This is a genomic window from Bacillus sp. AFS055030 (genome assembly GCF_002574545.1).
Classification (GTDB): Bacteria; Bacillota; Bacilli; order Bacillales; family Bacillaceae_G; genus Gottfriedia.
Map to the genome: position 1 here is coordinate 1 of NZ_NUGT01000050.1, position 15769 is coordinate 15769.

Here is a 15769-nt window from a genome sequence, read left to right on the forward strand (position 1 = left end):
CGTCGCCTGGTAACAAAAAACATCAGCCAAATAGCTGATGTTTTTTTGTTTTATTATGTAGTTAAAAAATGATGAATTAAATAAGGGATTTTTTGTTCTGTTATTGTTAAAAATTGGTTTATCAAAGGATAATCATCTGTAGAATAGGTCTGTATAAGTTCACACCACCAGTCAGTTTCATAGCGACAAATCATGCTCAAGTTATATAAAAGTAGATAATGGTATAGAATTTCAGGTAACAATAAAAGCGCTTCCTTTTGTGATTTTAGAAAATAACTTTGATTTAATATATTAAAATAAAATGGTGGTTTACTTAAAATTTTATCAGGAAAATTTGATTTAATTTTAATTTGTTTTTGATTATGTTCAACGATTACAATATCTATAGAAGCTTGCTTTGATTGAAGAAATGAAATAAAACGTTCTGAAGTAAAATGGTAGGATGACAAAATTTTTTCGGGTAGAGTAATGACATCCTGATCGACAGTAGTTGGAAGAAACAAATTTCCTTTTTTAGTAATTTTAAGGATTTTGTTTAATTCAGGTATTGATTGTAAAAGTTGAAGCATTGTAAATTTTTCATTTTCTAAATTATTTATGTTAAATAATAATTTAGAGGCATGGGTAAATAATCCATTTTTTTGAATTTTAACTTCGTCTTCAACAAAAGAATATCCTACTTTTTTTATTTTCCTTGAGGTAACACCGTGAGCCAGGATAGCAGTGTTACTTGGATAATCAGGATCTACGGTTAGGACGCAAGCCTTTAATAGCTGTACAAGCCCATAGAAGAGTAAAGTAGGTTTTACATTAATTTGAGAATTTTGTGCTGCGTGAAAATAACTTTTTCCATGCTCAATATAATATAAAAACGGATAAGCATTACGGAAAGCCTTAGTTTTTTGTTCCTTGGGATTATTTTGTTCGTATTTTGCTTGAAGATAGGTTTTTGAATATTGTGCAGAGCTAAAATAACATAACTCATCCCATACATTACTATACGAGTATAACATAAGAGAGGAACTCCTTATTAACTGAATATTTAAACATAATTTGACTTCCTTGACAGTGTTATATCCTATTGTTAATCTACTAATAATATTTATACGTGTATAGGGGGGCTTTTTTATGTGGGAATCAAAATTCGTAAAAGAAGGACTTACTTTTGATGATGTATTACTAGTTCCAGCGAAATCTGAAGTACTTCCAAATCAAGTTGATGTAAGTGTGAGATTAACTGAAAAAATTCAATTAAATATTCCATTAATCAGCGCAGGAATGGATACAGTTACAGAAGCAGATATGGCTATTGCAATGGCTAGACAAGGTGGATTAGGTATCATTCACAAGAATATGTCAATCGAAGAGCAAGCTGAACAAGTAGATAAAGTAAAGCGTTCTGAAAGTGGTGTAATCGATGATCCATTCTTCTTAACACCATCTCATAAAGTAGCAGATGCAGAATATTTAATGGGTAAATATCGTATTTCAGGTGTACCGATTGTAGATGATACAGAGAATAGAAAATTAGTTGGTATTTTAACAAATCGTGATTTACGTTTTATTCAAGATTATTCAATTGTTATTTCAGATGTTATGACAAAAGAAAATCTAGTAACTGCTCCTGTTGGAACTACACTGGCAGAAGCAGAAAAAATCCTTCAAAAACATAAAATCGAGAAGTTACCCCTAGTTAATGAAGACGGTACTTTAAAAGGCTTAATTACAATTAAGGATATTGAAAAAGTAATTGAGTTTCCAAACTCAGCAAAAGATCAACAAGGACGATTACTTGTAGGTGCAGCTGTAGGAGTAACAAAAGATGCACTACAACGTGTAGAGTTTTTAGTGAAAGCTAATGTCGATGTAATTGTTATTGATACAGCTCACGGTCACTCTAAAGGTGTTATTGAAAAAGTAAAAGAAATTAGAAGTCGATTCCCAGAATTAGCAATAATCGCTGGTAATGTTGCAACAGGCGAAGCAACTAAAGAACTTATTGAAGCTGGAGCAGATATCGTTAAAGTTGGTATTGGACCAGGTTCAATTTGTACTACTCGAGTTGTTGCTGGAGTTGGTGTTCCTCAACTAACTGCGGTTTATGATTGTGCTACTGTTGCTAGAGAGTACGGAGTTCCTATTATTGCAGATGGTGGTATTAAGTACTCTGGAGATATCGTTAAAGCTCTTGCAGCTGGTGGACATGTAGTTATGTTAGGTAGCATGTTTGCTGGTGTGCAAGAAAGCCCTGGTGAAACAGAAATCTTCCAAGGTAGACAATTTAAAGTATATCGCGGTATGGGTTCTGTTGGTGCAATGGAAAGAGGAAGTAAAGATCGTTATTTCCAAGAAGGCAATAAAAAACTAGTTCCTGAAGGTATTGAAGGACGTGTTCCATATAAAGGCCCATTAGCTGATACAGTTCACCAATTAATTGGAGGAATTAGAGCTGGTATGGGTTACTGTGGTACTGCAACACTAAATGAATTAAGAGATAATGCACAGTTTATACGTATGTCTGGTGCAGGATTACGTGAAAGTCATCCACATGACGTTCATATAACAAAAGAAGCACCAAATTACTCACTATAATAATTTAAGCAATGTACCTAGGGCAATTACAAGAAATTGTAGTTGCCTATTTTTTGGGAAATAATTGTGTTAAAATGAACAAGTGAGATAAAAGGTTGGAGGTAAAAAAGTGATTGGAAAGAAAATACTAACAAAGTTAATAATAATAGCATTAGCGATAACGATAATCATCCCAATGAATTTACGACCGGCTGCTGCAGAGGATGTTTTAGGCATTCAAGCTAAAGCTGCAATCTTAGTTGATGCAAATTCAGGGAAAATATTATATGAAAAAAATTCAAAAGCTCCATTACCGATAGCTAGTATGTCTAAAATGATGACAGAGTATCTAGTTAATGAGGCGGTAAAGAATGGGAAAATTTCTTGGGACGAGAAGGTAACGGTTTCAGATTATGCTCATAAAATCTCTCAAAACACTGGATTATCTAATGTACCACTTGAATTAGGTGGGCAATATACAGTCAAAGAATTATACGAAGCAGCTGCAATTTATTCGGCAAATGGTGCGACAATAGCACTAGCAGAAAAAATTGGTGGATCTGAGAAAAATTTTGTTCAATTAATGAACGATAAAGCAAAGAAACTAGGCTTAGGAGACGTTAAATTTGTTAATGCTACTGGTTTAGTTAATAAAGACTTACAAGGTATGCAACCAGAAGGAACCGCTCTTTCTGATGAAAATATTATGTCAGCAAACGGTGTTGCAAAATTAGCATATAACCTAATCAAAACATATCCCGAAGTACTTCAAACTTCTTCAATTCCAAAGAAAATATTCCAAAAAGGTGGAAAATATCCTGTAAATATGGATAACTGGAACTGGATGTTACCAGGTTTAGTATTTCAATACCCAGGTATGGATGGATTAAAAACAGGTTCAACTGATTCAGCTGGCTTCTGTTTTACTGGTACTGCTAAAAGAGATGATCAACGTTATATTACTGTTGTAATGGGAGCAAATTCTTATAACTCTAGATTTAGTGAAACGGCTAAATTAATGGATTACGGATTTAGTAACTTTGAGAAAGTTACATTGCTAAAAAAAGGTGAGGCAGTAAAAGGAAGTAAAACTGTAAAAGTAGTTAAAGGTAAAGATAAAGAAGTAAAAGTAATAGCAAAAGACGACGTTACACTAGCCGTAAAACGCGGTGAAGCTAAAAATTATAAACCAACAGTCCAATTATCAGGTAAATCAATTGATAAGAATGGCGATATTATTGCTCCAATTAAAAAAGGAACAAAGGTTGGACAAATAGTGGTTAAATCTTCAAAGAATGAAGATTTAGGTTTTATCAATACTAATAATCAATCGTATGATTTAGTAGTTGATAAAAGCGTTGATAAAGCAAACTGGTTAGTTTTATCGTTTAGAGGAATTGGGTCATTTTTTGGGAATTTATGGGATAGCATCATAAGTGGAATTGGTGGTTTATTCAAATAAATTTCTATATAAATATATCAGTAATTGTTAAGTTGTCATTTTTTCAGTAAAATAAAGGTAGGGTAACTTAACTAGGGGAAGAGAAATACTAAAATGTTACCAAGTAAGCTTTAATAATGGAGGGGCATAACAATGAATTTAACTGGAACAGAACGTGTAAAACGCGGCATGGCAGAAATGCAAAAAGGCGGCGTAATTATGGACGTAGTAAATGCTGAGCAAGCTAAAATTGCAGAAGCTGCTGGTGCAGTAGCAGTAATGGCATTAGAAAAGGTACCATCTGACATTCGTGCAGCTGGTGGAGTAGCTCGTATGGCTGATACAAGCATTACTGAGGAAATTCTTAACGCTGTTAGTATTCCAGTAATGGCTAAAGCTCGTATTGGACATATCGTTGAAGCGCGTGTTTTAGAAGCAATGGGAGTAGATTACATCGATGAGAGTGAAGTATTATCTCCAGCAGATGATATCTTCCATATTAATAAATCAGATTACACTGTTCCATTCGTTTGTGGTTGCCGTAACTTAGGTGAAGCACTTCGTCGTATTGGTGAAGGCGCATCTATGCTACGTACAAAAGGTGAACCAGGTACTGGAAACATTGTAGAAGCAGTACGTCACTTACGCCAAATTAACGGAGAAATCCGCAAAGTAGTTGGTTTATCTCGTGATGAATTAATGGTTGAAGCTAAAAACCTTGGCGCTCCATTCGAATTATTACTTCAAATTAAAGAGCTTGGTCGTTTACCAGTTGTTAACTTTGCAGCTGGCGGAGTAGCAACACCTGCAGACGCGGCTTTAATGATGGAATTAGGCGCTGACGGAGTATTCGTAGGATCTGGTATCTTCAAGTCAGAAAACCCTGAGAAATTTGCTCGTGCGATTGTACAAGCTACTACTCACTACCAAGATTACGAATTAATCGCTAACCTTTCTAAAAACTTAGGTCCTGCTATGAAAGGGATCGATATGAGACAACTTGCTGCAGCAGATCGTATGCAAGATCGTAGCATTTAAGTTGGTGAATTTATGAAAATAGGTGTATTAGCATTACAAGGTGCAGTTCAAGAACATATAAATGCAATTAAAGCATGTGGTGCTGAAGCTGTTATCGTAAAACGTGTAGAACATTTAGATGGACTTGATGGTATTGTATTACCTGGTGGAGAGAGCACAGCAATGCGTAAGTTGCTTGACCATGTCGGGTTATTAGAACCATTAAAAGAGAAAATCGAAAGTGGTTTACCAGCATTCGGTACATGCGCAGGCATGATCTTACTTTCAAAAGAGATTGCAAATGATGACACGGTGCATCTAGGAGTTATGGATATGGTAGCTGAACGTAATGCTTATGGCAGACAAGTGGATAGCTTTGAAGTAAACATACCGATTAAAGGAGTATGTGAAGACTACCCAGCTGTATTTATCAGAGCACCATTTATTCGTTCAGTATCAGGTGATGCAGAGGTTATTGCAGAACATGAAGGGAATATTGTAGCGGTTAGACAAAATCACATGTTAGCAGCATCTTTCCATCCAGAATTAACGAATGATTACCGTTTTATGAGTTACTTTGTAGAAATGGTTAAGGAAAAAAATGCAAATTTAAGTATGTAACTATTGAAAAAAGTAAAAGCTTATAGTAAATTATTATATAATTTAAATTGTCTAAAGCGATGAAAGAAAATAGTAGCAAGTTCTGAATTTATAGAGAGTCGGTGGTTGGTGCAAACCGATAATGAAGACTTGTGAATCCATTCTTGAGTGGGTTACGGAATGCTTTATAGCTAGTAAGTAACCACGGTACTATAGTCCGTTAACTATACTAAGGTGGAAGGATTATTTATTAATTCTTCAATTAGGGTGGCAACGCGGGTAGCTCTCGTCCCTTTTATGGGATGAGGGCTTTTTTGTATTTATTTTTATCGCTTTAGAAAAAAAGAATAGGAGGAATTAAAAATGTTAGACATTAAATTATTACGTAGCAATTTTGAAGATGTTAAAGCAAAACTTCAGTTACGTGGTGGCGACATAAGTTATATCGAAAAATTTGAAGACTTAGATTTAAATCGTAGAGAATTACTTGTTCAAGTTGAAGGTTTAAAAAGCCGACGTAATGAAGTGAGCCAAGAAATTAGTGTATTAAAGCGTGAGAAAAAAGATGCTGAGGCACTAATTGTTGAGATGAGAGAAGTTGGCGATAAAATTAAAAATCTAGATGAAGAGATTAGAACGTTAGAAGAGCAATTAGATGCAATTTTATTTACAATCCCGAATTTAGTTAGTGATTCAGTACCAGTTGGATTAACAGAGGATGATAATGTTGAAATTCGTAGAATAGGTGAAGTTCGTACATTTGATTTTGAACCAAAGCCACATTGGGATTTAGGTGTTGATTTAGATATTTTAGACTTTGAACGTGGAGCAAAAGTTACTGGTAGCCGATTTACTTTTTATAAAGGCTTAGGAGCTAGACTTGAACGTGCTTTAATCAGCTTTATGTTAGATCTTCATACAGAGGAGCATGGATACACTGAAGTACTACCTCCAAACCTTGTAAATCGTGCTAGCATGATCGGTACAGGACAACTACCAAAATTTGAAGAAGACGCATTTCGTGTCGAGAAAGAAGACTTTTTCTTAGTTCCTACAGCAGAAGTACCTGTAACAAATTATCACCGAGACGAAATTCTCGATGCTGCTCAATTACCGATTGCATATACTGCATATAGTGCATGTTTCCGTTCTGAGGCAGGTTCTGCTGGTCGCGATACACGAGGATTAATTCGCCAACATCAATTTAATAAAGTTGAACTAGTGCGCTTCGTAAAACCTGAAGATTCTTATATTGAGTTAGAAAAATTAACGGCTCAAGCTGAAAAAGTTCTTCAATTATTAGGATTACCATACCGTGTCATTACATTATGTGCTGGAGATATTGGATTTTCTTCTGCAAAAACGTATGACATTGAAGTTTGGTTACCAAGCTATGATGCATACAAAGAAATTTCTTCTTGTAGTAACTTTGAAGCGTTCCAAGCAAGAAGAGCGAATATACGCTTCAGACGTGATCCAAAAGCAAAACCAGAATTTGTTCATACATTAAACGGATCTGGTCTTGCAATTGGACGTACGGTTTCTGCTATTTTAGAAAACTACCAACAAGCGGATGGATCAGTTATTATTCCTGAAGTTCTTCGTCCGTATATGGGTGGAAAAGAAGTAATTAAATAAAATATAACGTGATTAAAAAACGCTGATATATCATGTATTTAACAGTTATACAGTGAATTTCTATAAACGTGAAACATTGTTTATGGGGCAGGGAAAATACTTTTTGTATTTCCTGCCCCATTTTTTTTACTATTTAATTCTTCAATTGTTCTACAAATTCCATAAAGTGAATTGGTTTAGGTCTTCAAGTTTTCTTTGTCCAAAAATGGGATAATACGATTTCTTATAAGGAGAAATCTATCGGAAAACAGTTAAAAAAGGACTAGCCATTAAATATAAGGCCAATCTTCTTTTTAATAAAGGTAGATAATACACCAAATAGATTTATAGATAAATGAAATTATCAGAAATATAGCTATTTGAGCAAAGGTGATTAAAATTAAAGTTAAAATTTTTGATTGTTTTTTGCTAAATGAGTATTTGTAATTAGGTTGAAAAAAACAATATAGCTATTAATATGCCAAAATAGAGAGTATTAATAATTAAGTGGTTATCTACATAAGCAGATCCTTTCAAGTCAATGAATTTTATTATATTTCTATAATTATAGGAAGTGTTAGTGGGGAAAAAATGTAATTAAATAACTAAAAAAAGCAGATGGTATTTAGAAATAACGCTTGTTCCATCTGCTTTTTATTTAGATAGTTTTAACATTCATTTTATAATTAGGTGTGTTCCATAATTCCATCCATTTTTTAATAGCTGATATTAAAATTACGAAACCTAAGACTAACATAATGATAGATAAGATACCATTTAGCATACTATAACCGGCTACATCATGGTTTAGATAAACATTTTTGATCATCCAGTATCCTGCATAATTTACAGTGATAAATAGATAGGCAAGAGGAATCAAACAAGTAAGCATATACCAACGTTTATCAGCTATCTTTAATAGTACAGTTGCCCCAATGATTAATCCAATAGAAGCCATTAATTGATTAGATACTCCAAATAATGCCCAGATTGATCCAATATCCCCTGAAAATAAGAGGTATCCCCACATAAAGCACGCTAACGCACTAGCAAAAATTGATCCTGGCAACCAATCTGTTTTCTTCAACGGTTTATAATATTCACCAAAGAAATCTTGAATTAAATATCGTGCTACTCGAGTACCAGCATCAATTGCCGTTAAAATAAATACGGCTTCGAACATAACGACAAACTGGAAGAAATACGATGCTAGGTGACTAAACCAAGGGATGGATGTAAATATGTATGTCATGCCAACCGCCAGTGTTACAGCTCCACCAGTACGCCCTTCTAAACTTAATCCAATTTCTTTACTAAGTTCCGGTAAGTGGACTACATTCATTCCTAACGTTTTAAAAACTTCCGGGGTTGAGTTAATTGCAAAGTAGTCTGCTGGCTGGAGTGCAGTAGCAGCGATTAAAGCCATAATTCCTACTAAACATTCAACTAACATAGCTCCAAAACCTACAACTTTTATATCACTCCATCGATCAAGCATTTTTGGAGTTGTACCTGAGCCCACAAATGCATGAAAACCTGAGATTGCCCCACATGCTATTGTAATAGAAATAAAAGGCCAGACTGGACCAGCTAAGATGGGGCCTCCGCCGTTAACAAATTTGGTTACAGTAGGAAACTGTATGGATGGGTTAATAATAAATACTCCAATGATGAGTGCAATAAATACACCTATTTTCATAAAACTACTTAAATAATCGCGGGGTGCCAGTAAAAGCCAGACTGGCAAAGCTGCAGCAAAAAACGCATAAATCGGTAATATGATTGCTAATGTGCGCGTATCAAATGTTAAAAAATCACCTAAAGCAGTTTCTTGAATAGTAGGTCCCATAAAGACCCCAACCATTAGTAGAATAAATCCAATTGTTGAAGCTATTTTTAAATTGCCAGTCTTTTTATATAGTAATCCCACACCCATGGCAATTGGTATTGTAATTCCAACTGCAAATGTTCCCCATGGATTATTTTCAAGTGCATGTAGAACAACCATGGAAAGTCCAGCCATTGTAATTGTAATAATAAAAAGCATGGCTAGTCCCGTACAAAAGCCTGCAACTGGTCCAAGCTCTTCCTTTGCTACTTCTGATAGCGACTTACCTTTCTTTCTCATTGAAGCATATAAAACGACTGCATCATGTACTGCTCCGCCGATTACAGCACCAATTAAAAGCCATAACAGACCTGGGAGGTAGCCAAACTGAGCAGCCAAAATTGGACCTACCAAGGGACCAGCTGCTGCGATTGCAGCAAAATGATGACCAAATGATACCCACTTGTTAGTAGGAACATAGTCCTTACCATCATTTAACTCATGAGCTGGAGTAGGGATAGAATCATTTAACTTAAGTACCTTCACTGCCATAAATGTACCGTATAGACGATATGCAATCATCAAAATACACATAGAAGCAATAACAATTGTAACCGCATTCATTTTATTTAATAAGCCTCCTTTGTTTCTTTTATTTACACTCATTTTACTTTATGAAAATTAAAAGTTTGGATTTTCAATATGAGATGCAATAAAAGTAGGCTGAGAAGCATGAATGGAATCATGAAATGCAAGTTTATAAATCAAAGAGTTGTTTAAGCTCCTTTGTATATGTTCGGCTAACAGGTACTTTTTCACCATCATTCATAATTAAGTTATATGTTGAATTAAACCAAGGCTGAATTTCTATGATTTGATCCAAATTGACAATATAGCTCCGATGGACACGGGTGAATGGTGTATTTTGTAGCTTTCGTTCTAAATTGATTAAAGGCTCATTTATTCGATAAGTCATCTTGTCAGTAACGACGATTGTTTTACCTTCTTGTGAAAAAATGTAGATGATTTCTTCAAATGTTATTAAAAGAATTCGATCATCAACCGATATAGCCAATTTATCTTGTTTTAAAAGTGGTGGGGTCTTTTTTACCTCGGTTTTAATGGATTTCTTACTTAGCTTTGTTAATTTTTTAATAGTCTTTTGAATTCTTATTTCATCAAATGGTTTTAAAATATAATCAATTGCGTGTAAATCGAATGCATTTAAAGCGTACTCGTCAAAAGCTGTTGCAAAGACAATTGCTGGTTGATGGGAGAGATCTTGCATTTTTTGAGCTAATTCTAATCCACTTTCATCCGCTAACTGGATATCTAAAAATACAACGTCGACTTCTTCTATTTGAATAAATTCTAATGTACTTCTAATTGAGTCCGCTTCTCCAACTATATCTATCTCCTTGCTTCTTTTTAGTAAATAAGCCAATTCGTCTCTTGCTAATGGTTCATCATCTACAATTAGTGCCTTTAACATTATTTATCCCTCCATTCCTTCTTGCGTTAACGGGATTCTTATCGATACTTTCGTTCCAGTGTTCAGGTTGGATTTTATTTGAAAATATTCTTTTTCCCCGTAAATTTCTTCAATTCGTTTTTTTATATTCCATAACGCTGTTCCAGTTCCCTCTTTAGACTGTATTGTTTCATTCCCAATTGTATTTAGTAGTTCTGGCGAAATCCCCTTGCCATTATCTTCGGTTATGAGAATCAAATCATTATTGAATTCGTATGCTTGTACAGTTACCTTTAATTTTTTTTCCTTTGAAAATGCATGTCGAATCGAATTCTCAATAAGTGGTTGAAGTGTGAAAGGGGGAATTTGAACCTTTTTTAAATGAGGTTCGATTTGGAATTCAACATGGAATTTAGAAGGAAATCTTGTTTGTTCAATGGTTAAATAAGCTTCTACATGTTCTAATTCCTTTTCTAAAGTAACTAAAGTCTGCCTCGCCCCTTGTAAGTTATTCCGAAAAAAAGTACTTAAATGGATTAGTAATTTCCTAGCCTGATCAGCATCTGTTCTAATTAAACTTGAAATTGTATTTAAAGAGTTGAACAGGAAGTGGGGATGCATTTGTGCTTGTAATGCTTTTATTTCAGCATCTTTCATTAATTTTCGCTGTAGTTCAGCCTCTGCTAACTCCAATTGGGTAGAAAAAAGTTTAGATAATCCGTCAGCTAGCTCTTTCTCAACTTTTCCTAACTTGTTAGGATCGGTGTAATATAGCTTTAAAGAACCAACCGTTTTATTTAAGGCTTTTAATGGCAATACAATAGCCGCACTTAAAGGACAATCCATATGGAAGCATTGAATTTCATTTTTTGAAGTAGCAATAATAATGTTTCCGTCTTTTAATGCTTTCTTTGTTAGTTTTGTCGCTAAGTTATTCATTGGTTCATGGTGATCTGAACCTGCACCGACGTGAGCTAGTACTCTATTGTGATCAGTAATCGAAATTGCATCTGCCTTAGTTAATTTATAAATAATTTTTGCCGTTTCATTACAAGAGTGAGGGGTTAGTCCCTGTCTAAAAAATGGTAAAGTTTGCTCAGCGATATACAGGGCCTTGTTTGTTTGAAGCGCTCGTGTTTTTTCTTCTTCCTGCAAAATATTTTGGATGATTAATATAAATATAAGCGTACCAAGACCATTTATAAGTATCATTGGAAGAGCAATCACTTCAACTAGATGAAGAGCAGCCGAGAATGGTTTTGCGAGTAAAAGGAGGATTCCCATTTGAACGCATTCCATAATAATTCCGATTGAAACTACACCCCATAGGGATTTGCTTTTTTGTATTCCAAATTTTTTCCTAAGTAGTCCCGTAACAATTCCCGCAATGATTGTAGAAATAGCACACGCAAAAGCAGTAAACCCGCCCAATGTTAACCGATGTAAACCTGCTATTAATCCGACTCCTAAGCCAACGATCGGACCGCCGATTAGACCCCCAATAGCTACTCCCATAATTCTTGTATTTGCAATTGCATTATCACTTGCTACATTAAAATGCCATGACTGTGACATAATTGACTCATGATAAATATGAACGCCGGTATAATTACTAATGACACCAAATGCGCCAAATATAACGATTAAGATTATTTTTGCACCAACCGAGTGTTCATTTTGAATAATTTGTCTAAACGACTTCATTCTTGAAAGTAAAAAGGCTAGTATAACGAGAATTCCGACTCGTTCCAGCATCAGCGGTATTAATTCAAACATTTCTTTCTCCTTAAACATTCAAATGTTATTAAATTGTAGTACCATTATAAATTCAAATGAATTTTCTGTATATTTTTTCTACTTATGTTAAAGGTGTATAAATTAATAGTAAGGTGATAATAATACCTATTGTAAAAAGGTTGGTTTTTCTTTCAAAAAAAAATAAATTTTTTTTGAAAGAATGCTTGACCCTATATTTTTCATATGGTATTATAAATCTTGTCAATACGGAGTAATACCCAAGTCTGGCTGAAGGGATCGGTCTTGAAAACCGACAGGGGTGTAACAGCCCGCGGGGGTTCGAATCCCTCTTACTCCTCCATTTTTAAAATTAAAAGAGTGCATATATATTGGAAACTCGTTACATTATTGTAACGAGTTTTTTGTTTTTTTTGACCTCACATAGTTAAACGACAAAGAAAAAGCTGCAAACTTTACATGAAACAGTTTGCAGCTTTTATATATTATCTAGATTTCATATATTTTTGTGAATGATTTAGTACGTTTCCAATCTTCTTAATGATTTCTTCTACAGATGTTTCATCTTTAATTAAATCATACTCGCTAATACTTAAACGCAGTACAGGACAAGCGTTAAAGTTATTGATCCAGTTTTCGTAACGTGTATTCATTTCTTTCCAATACTCTATCGGAGTTTGTTGCTCCATTGGACGTCCACGCTCTTTAATTCTCTCAACGACTTCATCAAATGTTCCTTCTAAGTAAATTAATAAATCAGGAGCTGGGAAATAAGGCGACATTACCATAGCATCAAAAAGGCTAGTATATGTTTCGTAGTCTACTTCACTCATCGTTCCTTTTTCATAATGCATCTTCGCAAAGATGCCAGTATCCTCATAAATTGAACGGTCTTGGATAAACCCACCGCCGTATTCAAACATTCTTTTTTGCTCTTTAAATCGCTCTGCTAAGAAGTATATTTGTAAATGGAAGCTCCAGCGGGCAAAATCTTGATAAAATTTATCTAAGTATGGGTTTGTATCTACTTTTTCAAAAGATGTACGAAAGTTTAATGCATCTGCAAGCGCATTGGTCATAGTAGATTTACCTACACCTACTGTCCCAGCAATTGTAATAACTGCATCATTTCGTATTCCGTATTTTTCACGTAAATTCATATACTTCTTAGCTCCTTTTGTAAGGTGTTTTCTAACGATTCAAGGATCATCGTTAAATCTCTCGGGTTATTAACGAAGTCAATTTGATCACCGTCAAATTTTAGTACTGGAATCTCAGGGTGTTTAGCTTGAAATTCTCTCATGTGTGTCTCGTAATCTTCAATTAACTGAAGTAAGTACTGGTCCTCAATTAATTGTTCGAACTCTCTACCACGAAGGTGAATACGCTTTTGAAGAGTCTCGAGGCTTGCCGTTAAGTAAATGACCACATTAGGCTTTGGCATATCTTCAGTTAATATTTGATATATTTTTAAATATTTATCATGCTGCTTGTCTTTTAATGTGCTGCTAGCAAAAATTAAATTTTTAAGGATGTGGTAGTCTGCAACCACTGGAATCGATTTTTTAAGAAACATTCGGTCGATATCTTCTAATTGTTTAAATCGATTACAAAGGAAAAACATTTCTGTTTGGAAACTCCACTCTTCAATGTCCGTATAAAACTTACCCAAAAAAGGATTTTCATCTACAATTTCTTTTAAAAGTTCATAATGAAAGTGTTTAGAGATCGCTTTGGATAGAGATGTTTTTCCGACACCAATTGGTCCTTCTACTGTAATAAAAGGTACACGTATCATCTCTTGTCCTCCTTACTAGTTAAATTCCGTTTCATACTCAAAAAACATACAGAAACTATTTTAACATACTGTAGCCAGACGGAATACCATTTTAAAATTTTTCCAATTACTGATCATTGTTGCTTACTAAGTGATCAATCACTTCTTCTATTTCATGAGTTTGAATAATCGTTGCGTTTAAAATGTCTTTCATCATATAAATTGCAACCTTCTCATCATAATCAGTAACTGAGGAAATTGCATCTTGAGGTATAATTAAGTTATAATCCCGCATAAATGCATCATTTGCTGTAAAAAGTACACAACGGTTTCCTGCGACACCTACAATAACCAAATGGGTGATGTTTAACTTTTTAAGTAATTCGTCTAAATTTGTTAAATAAAAACCTGAGTAGTTGGGCTTAAAGATAAAATAATCTTCCTCACTTGGTTGGATATTTTTTATTAAGTCGTAGCTCAAAGGGTTTAAACAATGCTTAATAAGTTTTTTTTGAGTCGGTTTTTCGATTTTATAATGATCATTAACATATATAGTAGGAAGTTTTTTGTTTTTGAAAATGTCTCTTATATAATTTATTTTCGGAACCATATGGATTGATTTTTCCGCAAGAACACTTCCGTGTTTAAATGTAAATGAGTTAATTAAATCAACAATTAATAATGCAGGTAACTGCTTGTCTTTTTGATTTGAAGAATTCAATCGGCCTCACTCCAATCTATTTTTAGTTTATCTACTCGTAAAAAGAATATTTGTTTGTGAAATAAATAAAGAGGTGTAAAGTTTGAATAAAGATGAGTTTTATATGAAGTTGGCAATAGAGGAAGCATTAAAAGCAGAGCGAATAGGGGAAGTGCCTATTGGTGCTGTATTAGTTTATAATGATCAAGTCATTGCAAGAGGGTATAATTTACGTGAAACAAAACAAACAGCTTTAGGTCACGCGGAAATGAGTACAATAGAAGAGGCGTGCAAGGTCATTGATTCTTGGCGATTAGAGGAGACAACTCTATATGTTACGCTAGAACCTTGTCCGATGTGTGCTGGTGCTATCATTCAATCCAGAATTCCAAGGGTCGTTTACGGTGCAAAAGATCCAAAGGCAGGTTGTGGAGGGTCGATATATAATCTTTTGCAAGAAGATCGATTTAACCATCGCTGTGAAGTGAGTTCGGGTATATTAGAGGAAGAATGTGGTAGCTTATTAACGAATTTCTTTAGAGAATTGCGATCAAGAAAGAAAAATTTACCTTCATGAGGACAAGCATTGATTTTTTAATTAGGTTCGTATATACTTTAACTACCGCTTCAATCAGCGGTTTAAAATTAGGTTTTAACTTTGCCGTGCTAGGTGGGGAGGTAGCGGTGCCCTGTACTCGCAATCCGCTCTAGCGAGACTGAATTCCACTCCGAGGTGTATCTATTTCAGGGTCTGCCTTAAATAAGTGGTGTTGACGTCTGGGTCCTACGCAACGAGAACTCACGAACCTTGTCAGGTCCGGAAGGAAGCAGCAATAAGTGAGCCATCTCGTGTGCCGTAGGGGTGCCTGGGCCGAGCTAACTGTTTAAGTAACGCCTGGGGTAGTGCATCAACGAGTGGTGCACGGCAGTAACTTTATAAAAACTCACTCAATTTTGAGTGAGTTTTTTTGTTTGTGGAAACGAAAACCCTA

13 protein-coding genes, 1 tRNA gene, 1 other RNA gene and 1 other annotated feature are annotated in these 15769 nt (G+C 34.7%); of the genes, 8 read left to right on the forward strand and 7 right to left on the reverse strand.

What is annotated here, in order from left to right:
• Window positions 1-53: 53 nt before the first annotated feature.
• Entirely contained in the window at window positions 54-1013 is a 960-nt protein-coding gene (locus CN925_RS15625; protein ID WP_098847254.1) for a YaaC family protein, read from the reverse strand.
• Window positions 1014-1128: 115 nt separating this feature from the next.
• On the opposite strand from CN925_RS15625, the gene guaB reads away from it, so the two are divergent.
• From guaB to serS, 5 genes are all read left to right on the forward strand, one after another.
• The gene (gene guaB / locus CN925_RS15630; protein ID WP_098847257.1) at window positions 1129-2592 is read left to right on the forward strand and encodes an IMP dehydrogenase; all 1464 of its coding nucleotides are present in this window, start codon (window positions 1129-1131) and stop codon (window positions 2590-2592) included.
• 112 nt (window positions 2593-2704) lie between these two features.
• Window positions 2705-4033, forward strand: a complete 1329-nt coding sequence (locus CN925_RS15635) for a serine hydrolase (RefSeq protein WP_483295209.1) — start codon at window positions 2705-2707, stop codon at window positions 4031-4033.
• 132 nt (window positions 4034-4165) lie between these two features.
• Complete coding sequence (gene pdxS / locus CN925_RS15640) at window positions 4166-5050, forward strand: pyridoxal 5'-phosphate synthase lyase subunit PdxS (protein WP_056471238.1); 885 nt, start codon at window positions 4166-4168, stop codon at window positions 5048-5050.
• A 12-nt stretch (window positions 5051-5062) separates the two neighbouring features.
• Window positions 5063-5650, forward strand: a complete 588-nt coding sequence (gene pdxT, locus CN925_RS15645; RefSeq protein WP_098847259.1) for a pyridoxal 5'-phosphate synthase glutaminase subunit PdxT — start codon at window positions 5063-5065, stop codon at window positions 5648-5650.
• A gap of 50 nt (window positions 5651-5700) precedes the next feature.
• Window positions 5701-5926 (forward strand) — a binding site (T-box leader).
• 66 nt (window positions 5927-5992) lie between these two features.
• Entirely contained in the window at window positions 5993-7267 is a 1275-nt protein-coding gene (serS, locus tag CN925_RS15650) for a serine--tRNA ligase (protein ID WP_098847262.1), read from the forward strand.
• Window positions 7268-7904: 637 nt separating this feature from the next.
• Here the strand turns inward: serS and cstA are convergent.
• The 3 genes from cstA to CN925_RS15665 form a co-directional block, all read right to left on the reverse strand.
• Window positions 7905-9698, reverse strand: a complete 1794-nt coding sequence (gene cstA / locus CN925_RS15655) for a carbon starvation protein CstA (protein ID WP_098847265.1) — start codon at window positions 9696-9698, stop codon at window positions 7905-7907.
• Between the two features lie 133 nt (window positions 9699-9831).
• A complete protein-coding gene (locus CN925_RS15660; protein WP_098847268.1) occupies window positions 9832-10566 on the reverse strand; it encodes a LytR/AlgR family response regulator transcription factor in 735 nt (244 codons plus the stop codon).
• Between the two features lie 3 nt (window positions 10567-10569).
• Window positions 10570-12321, reverse strand: coding sequence for a sensor histidine kinase (locus CN925_RS15665; RefSeq protein ID WP_098847270.1), 1752 nt, complete (start codon window positions 12319-12321; stop codon window positions 10570-10572).
• A gap of 229 nt (window positions 12322-12550) precedes the next feature.
• Here CN925_RS15665 and CN925_RS15670 point away from each other — a divergent pair.
• Window positions 12551-12643 (forward strand) — tRNA-Ser (locus tag CN925_RS15670).
• 142 nt (window positions 12644-12785) lie between these two features.
• Here the strand turns inward: CN925_RS15670 and CN925_RS15675 are convergent.
• From CN925_RS15675 to CN925_RS15685, 3 genes are all read right to left on the reverse strand, one after another.
• The gene (locus CN925_RS15675; protein ID WP_098847273.1) at window positions 12786-13460 is read right to left on the reverse strand and encodes a deoxynucleoside kinase; all 675 of its coding nucleotides are present in this window, start codon (window positions 13458-13460) and stop codon (window positions 12786-12788) included.
• Window positions 13457-14098 (reverse strand): deoxynucleoside kinase, encoded by a 642-nt coding sequence (locus CN925_RS15680; protein WP_098847276.1) that lies wholly within the window; start codon window positions 14096-14098, stop codon window positions 13457-13459. The genes CN925_RS15675 and CN925_RS15680 overlap by 4 nt, the downstream gene beginning before the upstream one ends.
• 106 nt (window positions 14099-14204) lie before the next feature.
• The gene (locus CN925_RS15685; RefSeq protein WP_098847279.1) at window positions 14205-14798 is read right to left on the reverse strand and encodes a cysteine hydrolase family protein; all 594 of its coding nucleotides are present in this window, start codon (window positions 14796-14798) and stop codon (window positions 14205-14207) included.
• Window positions 14799-14880: 82 nt separating this feature from the next.
• On the opposite strand from CN925_RS15685, the gene tadA reads away from it, so the two are divergent.
• Window positions 14881-15354 (forward strand): tRNA adenosine(34) deaminase TadA, encoded by a 474-nt coding sequence (tadA, locus tag CN925_RS15690; RefSeq protein WP_098847282.1) that lies wholly within the window; start codon window positions 14881-14883, stop codon window positions 15352-15354.
• Window positions 15355-15438: 84 nt separating this feature from the next.
• Window positions 15439-15703: signal recognition particle sRNA large type (gene ffs / locus CN925_RS15695), an RNA gene on the forward strand.
• The last annotated feature ends 66 nt before the right edge of the window (window positions 15704-15769 follow it).

Bases quoted from the DNA above. Each gene is read 5' to 3' on its own strand.
- CN925_RS15625 (WP_098847254.1), bottom strand. From the start codon at position 1,013: ATGTTATACTCGTATAGTAATGTATGGGATGAGTTATGTTATTTTAGC.
- guaB (WP_098847257.1), top strand. From the start codon at position 1,129: ATGTGGGAATCAAAATTCGTAAAAGAAGGACTTACTTTTGATGATGTA.
- pdxS (WP_056471238.1), top strand. From the start codon at position 4,166: ATGAATTTAACTGGAACAGAACGTGTAAAACGCGGCATGGCAGAAATG.
- pdxT (WP_098847259.1), top strand. From the start codon at position 5,063: ATGAAAATAGGTGTATTAGCATTACAAGGTGCAGTTCAAGAACATATA.
- serS (WP_098847262.1), top strand. From the start codon at position 5,993: ATGTTAGACATTAAATTATTACGTAGCAATTTTGAAGATGTTAAAGCA.
- cstA (WP_098847265.1), bottom strand. From the start codon at position 9,698: ATGAATGCGGTTACAATTGTTATTGCTTCTATGTGTATTTTGATGATT.
- CN925_RS15660 (WP_098847268.1), bottom strand. From the start codon at position 10,566: ATGTTAAAGGCACTAATTGTAGATGATGAACCATTAGCAAGAGACGAA.
- CN925_RS15665 (WP_098847270.1), bottom strand. From the start codon at position 12,321: ATGTTTGAATTAATACCGCTGATGCTGGAACGAGTCGGAATTCTCGTT.
- CN925_RS15675 (WP_098847273.1), bottom strand. From the start codon at position 13,460: ATGAATTTACGTGAAAAATACGGAATACGAAATGATGCAGTTATTACA.
- CN925_RS15680 (WP_098847276.1), bottom strand. From the start codon at position 14,098: ATGATACGTGTACCTTTTATTACAGTAGAAGGACCAATTGGTGTCGGA.